The organism is Nocardioides sp. P4_G4 (genome assembly GCF_056401085.1).
In genome coordinates this window covers 1-2,599 of record NZ_JBFUKA010000169.1, presented here as the reverse complement: position 1 = coordinate 2,599, position 2,599 = coordinate 1, and the positions used below count along the sequence as shown (strand labels likewise).

Below are 2,599 nucleotides of genomic sequence, written 5' to 3'. Positions count from 1 at the left end.
CTGCTGGCCCGGCGCCGACTGGCCGGCGCGGGCCGCGCGCCGCCGCTCGGCGACGTCCTGGGCCTGGTTGGTGGCCGCGGCCGCCAGGTCGGTGACCATGTCGAGCCCGTGCCGGTAGGGCAACCAGGGCGGAGCGAGCAGGTGCCGTACGTCGTGCGGCTCTCCGGTGCGTCGTTCGGCGCGGGTCCGGCGGGCGGCGAGCACCTGTCGCGGGCGGGAGTAGAGCGACAGCACGGCGGCGAGCTCGTCGAGCGCCTCGCCCACCGAGCGCACCGCCAGGTAGCCCAGGACCCGGAGCAGGGACCCGAAGAAGAGACGCACGACCTGCCAGGGCAGCCGCTTCGGGGAAGCGTTGGCCAGCAGGGTGAGCAGGGCGGCACGCCGCTCCTGGTAGTGCGTGTGGCGCCCGGTGAGGGGGGTACGACGCACCCCGCGGTGGGCCGCCTCGGCGTGGAAGACCACGGCCGGGGGCACCACCAGGGTGGTGTGCCCGGCCTCGGCGGCCCGCCACCCGAAGTCGATGTCGTTGCCGAAGATCGGCAGCTCGGGGTCCAGACCACCCAGCTCGGACAGCACGCTGCGACGGACGAGCATCCCGGCCGTGTTGACCGCGAGGACCGGGCGCACCTCGTCGTGCTGGCCCTGGTCGTACTCGCCGCGCTCGAGGCCGGTCTCGCGGTGACCGGTGCCGGTGATGGTCAGGCCCACCTCGAGCAGACGCTTCAGCGAGGGCCACTCGCGCAGCTTCGGGCCCAGGATCGAGGCCTCCGGGTGCTCCTCGGCGGCGCGCAGCAGCTGCTGGAGCGCGTCCGGGGCGGGCAGGCTGTCGTCGTGGAGCAGCCACACCCACTCGCCCTCCACCGCGGGCACGTGGTCCAGCGCGTGGGCCACGGCGGCGGGGTAGCTGGTCGAACCGGGCACCTCGAGGACGGACTCGTCCTCGAGCACCCCGCGCAGCAGGGCGACGCTGTCGTCGCGGCTGCCGGTGTCGACGGCGATGGCGCGATCGACGGGGCGGGTCTGCGCCTCCAGGCCCTCGAGGACCGGCGGCAGCCACCGCGCCCCGTCATGGCTGACGAGGAGCACGGTGACGGTCACCGCAGCACCCTAGCGAGGGCCCGGTGAGGCCCGAAAACCTCGACCGGACCGCCCCCGAAATGCGCGACGGGCCCGCTGGATCAGCGGGCCCGGGGCGCCTGGTGCATCAGACTGCGCGCTTCTTGAGCTTGCGACGCTCCCTCTCGGAGAGGCCGCCCCAGATCCCAAAGCGCTCGTCGTTCATCAAGGCGGACTCGAGACAGTCGTCTCGCACCTCGCAGGTGAGGCAGACCTTCTTGGCCTCCCTGGTGGATCCACCCTTCTCCGGAAAGAAGGCCTCCGGGTCGGTCTGCGCGCACAGGGCGCGGTCCTGCCAACCCTGCTCTTCGGCTTCCGGCTCAAGGAGAAACAGTTCTGCTCTCATGGCTTTCGCCCTTTCGACCCTCGTGATGGAGCTCCTCGCCCCCACCTCCGGCACGATCTCGAGCTCGCCGGCGAGTGGAGAACAGTGAAGAACACTGTGGGAATTACATGCCTGTCGTTCCCGGAAGTCAAGCCCAGATCTGATATGGCCCGAACGGGCCATGAGGCCCCCCGATCGGGTGATCCGCGGTAGGGCAAGGTATTCGCATGCAGAAGATCTCCGTGCTCTCCGGTGGTATGGGTGGAGCGACGTTCGTGCGTGGCCTCCTCCACGGCATCCGCACCGGCATGCTCCCCGGTGTGGCAGCCGACGCGGAGGTCACCGTGGTGGCCAACACCGCCGACGACCTGTGGGTCCACGGCCTCAAGGTCTGCCCCGACCTCGACACTGTCATGTACGCCCTCGGGGACGGCATCGACCCCGAGCGCGGGTGGGGGCGCCGCGACGAGACGTGGAGCACCAAGGAGGAGCTCGCGGCGTACGGCGTGGAGCCCACGTGGTTCGGCCTCGGTGACCGCGACATCGCCACCCACCTGGTGCGGACCCAGATGCTGGAGGCGGGGTTCCCGCTCTCCGACGTGACCACCGCCCTGTGCCGGCGGTGGGAGCCGGGGGTGCGGCTGCTGCCCATGACCGACGACCGTGTCGAGACCCACATCGCCATCGCCGACCCCGACGAGCCGAGCGGCCGGCGGGTCGTGCACTTCCAGGAGTACTGGGTGCGCCTGCGGGCCCAGGTGGCGGCCGAGGCCGTGATCGTGGTCGGCCAGGACTCCTCGACCCCCGGGCCGGGCGTGCTCGAGGCCATCGCGGAGACCGACCTGCTCGTGCTGCCGCCCTCCAACCCGGTCGTCAGCGTCGGGACGATCCTCGGCGTGCCCGGCATCCGCGAGGCGGTCGCCGCCACACCCGCCCCGGTGGTGGGCCTGTCCCCCATCGTCGGCGACACGCACGTGCGCGGCATGGCCCACCAGGTGCTCACCGCCATCGGCGTCGAGGTCACCGCGGGCGCGGTCGCCCGTCACTACGGCAGCCGCCGGGACGGCGGCGTGCTCGACGCCTGGCTGGTGGACACCCGCGACGCGCACCACGTGGCGGGGGTGCGCGAGGCCGGCATCGCCTGCGAGGCGGTGCCGC

General features: G+C 72.4%; 3 protein-coding genes. 1 reads left to right on the top strand and 2 read right to left on the bottom strand.

The genetic code is table 11. The annotated features are described in order from the left end of the window. Positions 1-1,098, bottom strand: a 1,098-nt coding sequence (locus tag AC1DQF_RS21470; RefSeq protein ID WP_477527252.1) for a glycosyltransferase family 2 protein, incomplete at its 3' end; no start/stop codon positions are given. A 106-nt stretch (positions 1,099-1,204) separates the two neighbouring features. Beyond that, a complete protein-coding gene (locus tag AC1DQF_RS21465) occupies positions 1,205-1,462 on the bottom strand; it encodes a WhiB family transcriptional regulator (protein ID WP_457208694.1) in 258 nt (85 codons plus the stop codon). Positions 1,463-1,668: 206 nt separating this feature from the next. Between AC1DQF_RS21465 and cofD the strand changes: the two genes are divergently transcribed. Then, positions 1,669-2,599, top strand: a 931-nt coding sequence (cofD, locus tag AC1DQF_RS21460; protein ID WP_477527251.1) for a 2-phospho-L-lactate transferase, incomplete at its 3' end; no start/stop codon positions are given.

What these genes read in the sequence shown, in the direction of transcription:
- AC1DQF_RS21465 (WP_457208694.1), bottom strand. Translation starts at nt 1,462, where the DNA reads ATGAGAGCAGAACTGTTTCTCCTTGAGCCGGAAGCCGAAGAGCAGGGT.